The following is a 4,464-nucleotide window of genomic DNA, read 5'->3' as shown; positions in this document are numbered from 1 at the left end:
GCGCCGCCCTGGACCACCGGGCCGTGGTGGCCGCCAGCGACCGGGACGGCCTCGTCGCCGCGCTGCGGGCGCTGGCCGCGGGCCGGCCGTCCGGTGCGGCGGTCGTCGGGCAGGCGGCCGACCGCGGTCCGCTCGCGGTGCTCTTCTCCGGTCAGGGCGCGCAGCGCGCCGGAATGGGCCGGGAACTGTACGAGGCGTTCCCGGTCTTCGCCGCCGCGCTGGACGAGGCGTGCGGGCACCTGGACCGCGTGTTGCCGCAGCCGTTGCGGCCGGTGTTGTTCGAGGACACCTCCGGCCTGGTGGACCGTACGGTGTTCACCCAGGCGGGCCTGTTCGCCGTCGAGGTGGCGCTGTTCCGCCTGGTCGAGTCGTTCGGCGTGGTGCCGGACTTCGTGGGTGGGCACTCGATCGGGGAGGTCACGGCCGCGCACGTGGCCGGCGTGCTGTCGCTGGAGCACGCGTGCGCCCTGATCGCCGCGCGCGGTCAACTGATGCAGGCCCTGCCGGCCGGCGGCGGGATGCTGGCCGTGAACGCGCCCGAGGCGGAGGTGCGGGCCGTCCTGGACGGCGGCTTTGCGGCTTCCGGCGAAGCCGCAGTCTCCGGCGACGGGTCGGCCTCCGGCGGCGTCCTCGCCGGCCGGGCGGGGATCGCGGCGGTGAACGGCCCGGCCGCCGTGGTCGTCTCGGGCGCGGTCGACGCCCTCGATGAGTTGGCGGAGTTCTGGCGGGACCGTGGTGTGCGGGTACGCCGGCTGTCGGTGTCGCACGCGTTCCACAGCCCGCTGATGGAGCCGATGCTGGACCGGTTCCGCGCGGTGCTGGAGAAGCTCACCTTCACCGCCCCGGCGCTGCCGCTGGTGTCGAACCTGACCGGCGCCCTCGCCGACCCGGACGAGGTGTGCACCCCCGGCTACTGGGTGCGGCACGTGCGCGCGGCGGTCCGCTACGCCGACGGCGTCACCGCCCTGCGCGATGCCGGGGTGGACACGTTCCTGGAACTCGGCCCGCAGAGCGTGCTGACCGCGCTCACCGCCGACGTCCTCGGCGACGACGAGGACGTCCGCGCCGTCGCCGTCCAGCGCAAGGACCGGACCGAGACCGAAGCCCTGCTGGCCGCCCTGGCCGACCTGCACGTGCACGGCGTGCCGGTCAGCTGGGAGCCCTGGTTCACCGGCACCGGCGCGCACCGGGTCGACCTGCCCACCTACGCCTTCCAGCGGGAGCGGTTCTGGCCGGACGCCGCGGCGTGGCAGGCCGGGGACGTGTCCGGCGCCGGACTCGGCGTGGCCGGGCATCCGCTGCTCGGCGCGGCCGTCCGGCTCGCCGGGGACGACGAGGTGGTGCTGACCGGACGGCTGTCGGTGTCGTCGCACCCCTGGCTGGCCGACCACGTGGTCGCCGGCGCCGTGGTGGTGCCCGGCACCGCGCTGGTCGAGCTGGTCGTGCGGGCCGGCGACGAGGCCGGGACTGCCCGCGTCCGGGAGCTGACCGTCGCCACCCCGCTCACCCTCCCGGCGTCCGACGCCGTACGGGTGCAGGTGCGGGTCGGTGCCGCCGACGACGAGGGCGCCCGCCCGGTGACCGTGCACGCCCAGCCGGAGGACGACCCGGATGCCGAGTGGGTCCGGCACGCCGAGGGCGTGCTGGAACCGGCGTCGGTGCGGGAGCCGGCCGCCGAGGCGTGGCCCCCGGCCGGGGCGTCCGAGGTGGACCTCACCGGCTGGTATCCGGCGTTCGCCGAGCACGGCCTGGCGTACGGGCCGGTGTTCCAGGGGCTGCGGCGGGTGTGGGCCGGCCCGGACGAGGCGTATGCCGAGGTCGTGCTCCCCGCCGGTGCCGACCCGACGGGATTCGGGGTGCATCCGGCGCTGCTCGACGCGGCGCTGCACCCGATCGGGCTGCTCGACGCGGGAACCGGCGGCGGCCCCCGCGTGCCGTTCGCGTTCGAGGGCGTGCAACTGCACGCCGCCGGCGCCCGGGTGCTGCGGGTCCGGCTGCGCCGCTCCGGCACCGCGATACGCCTCGTCGCGATGGACGAGAGCGGCGGGCCGGTGGTGTCGGTCGACTCCCTCGTGCTGCGCGAGCTGGGCGCGACCGCCCCGCCGAGCGCCACCGACCGCTCGCTCTACGCGGAGACCTGGCCCGTCGAGGAGGTCAGCCCGGCCGCCGAGCCGCTGACCTGGGCGGTGCTGACCGGCCCGGGCGGCGCCGACCGGCCGGACGGGGAGAGCCCGGCCGACACGAGCGGCGGCGGGCAGTGGGCCGAGGAGAGCTCGACCGCCACGGGCGGCGAACTCCCGGCGGACCGGACGGTGTGGCCGGCCGCCGCTGTCGCCTACCCGGACGTGGCCGCGCTCGCCGCTGCCGTCGCGGGCGGCATGCCAGCACCGGATGCCGTGCTGCTGCCGGTCATCGGGCCGGACCGGGCGGACGGGGACGTGCCCGAGCGGGTGCGGTCGGTGACGGCGGACGTGCTGGCGGTCGTGCAGGCGTGGCTGGCCGCCGACGTCCTCGGGGATTCGCGGCTGGTGGTGGTCAGCCGAGGCGCGGTGGCGGCGCGGGACGGCGATCGGGTTGATGATCTTGCCGGTGCGGCGGTGTGGGGTCTGCTGCGGTCGGCGCAGTCGGAGCACCCGGGCCGGGTCGTGCTGGCCGACCTGGACCGCGCGCCGGACGGCGACGTGCTGGCCGTGCTGTCCGGGGTGGCCGCCGACCCGACCCCGACCGGCGGGCAGCTCGCCCTCCGGGGCGACGGCGTGCGCGTACCCCGGTTGACTCGCCTGCCCGACGACGAGCTCACGCCGCCCGCGGCGGGCCTCTGGCACCTGGCGCCGGTCGCGCCCGGGACGCTGGACGGCGTCGCGCTGGTGCCGGCCCCCGCCACCGAGCTGGCTTCCGGCCAGGTCCGCGTCGCCGTGCGGGCCACCGGCGTGAACTTCCGCGACGTGCTCATCGCGCTCGGCATGTACCCGGACCCGGCGGCCCGGATGGGCAGTGAGGGCGCCGGCATCGTGCTGGAGGTCGGCCCCGACGTCGACGATCTGGCCCCCGGCGACCGGGTGCTGGGCATGTTCGAACCCGGCTTCGGCCCCCAGGTGGTCGCGGCGCGCGAGCGGGTGGCGCGCATCCCCGCCGGCTGGTCGTTCACCGAGGCGGCGTCCGTCCCGCTGGTGTTCCTGACCGCCTACTACGCGCTGCGTGACCTGGCCGGGCTGCGGGCAGGGGAGTCCGTGCTGATCCACTCCGGTGCGGGTGGGGTGGGCATGGCCGCGATCCAGCTCGCTCACCACCTCGGCGCGACCGTCTATGCCACGGCGAGCCCGGGCAAGTGGGACACGCTGCGCGAACTGGGGGTGGCCGAGGAGCGGATCGCGTCGTCGCGGACCACGGAGTTCGAGGACGCGTTCCGGACGGCGAGCGGCGGCGCCGGCGTGGACGTGGTGCTCGACGCCCTGGCCGGGGAGTTCGTGGACGCGTCGCTGCGGCTGCTGCCGCGCGGCGGCCGGTTCGTGGAGATGGGCAAGACCGACGTCCGCGACCCGGAGCAGGTCGCCGCGCAGCACCCGGGCGTGGTCTACCGGTCGTTCGACCTGAACGACGCCGGCGGGGCGCGGATCGGGGAGATGCTCACCGAGCTGCTGGCGCTGTTCGAGCGCGGGGTGCTGAGGCCGTTGCCGACGCGGGTGTGGGACGTGCGGCAGGCGCGGCAGGCCCTGCGGCACATCAGCCAGGCCCGCCACGTGGGCAAGGTGGTGCTCACGGTTCCCGTTCCGGCTGATCCGGGCGGCACCACGCTGATCACCGGCGCGTCCGGCACCCTCGCCGGGCTCGTCGCCCGCCACCTCGTGACCACCGGGCAGGCCCGGCACCTGCTGCTCGCCGCCCGCCGTCACCCGGACGACGACCCCGCCTACGCGGCGCTCGTGGCGGAGCTGACCTGGACCGGGGCGGAGGTCTCCGCCGTGGCGGTCGACCTGGCCGATCCCCAGCAGGTCGCCGACCTGGTCGCCGGGGTCGACCCCCGACACCCCCTCACCGCCGTCGTGCACTGCGCGGGCGTCGTCGCCGACGCCACCATCGCCTCCCTCGACGCGGACGCCGTCGACCGGGTCATGCGGCCCAAGGTGGACGCCGCCTGGGCGCTGCACCGGGCCACCGCGCACCTGGACCTGTCGGCGTTCGTGCTGTTCTCCTCGACCTCCGCGACCCTCGGGTCGCCCGGGCAGGGCAACTACGCCGCCGCCAACGGCTTCCTCGACGCGCTCGCCCGGCACCGCCGGGCGCACGGGCTGCCGGCCACCAGCATCGGCTGGGGCATGTGGGCCACCACCAGCGCCATGACCGCCCACCTCGACCGCGACGACGCGCAGCGGCTGCGCCGGCTCGGCATGACCGGCCTCACCGCCGCCGAGGGCACCGCGCTGCTGGACGCCGCCGCCCGGCGGGCCCGGCCGGCCGTCGCGG

At 76.9% G+C, this 4,464-nt stretch carries 1 protein-coding gene; it reads left to right on the top strand.

Going from position 1 to position 4,464, the window contains the following annotated elements:
- Positions 1-4,464, top strand: a 4,464-nt coding sequence (locus tag B0E53_RS33335; RefSeq protein ID WP_146167877.1) for an SDR family NAD(P)-dependent oxidoreductase, incomplete at both ends; no start/stop codon positions are given.

This window comes from Micromonospora sp. MH33 (assembly GCF_003013775.1).
GTDB classification, from domain to species: domain Bacteria; phylum Actinomycetota; class Actinomycetes; order Mycobacteriales; family Micromonosporaceae; genus Micromonospora; species Micromonospora fulviviridis.
Note: the sequence above shows the minus strand (reverse complement) of the source record. Positions and strands in the feature narration are given on the sequence as shown.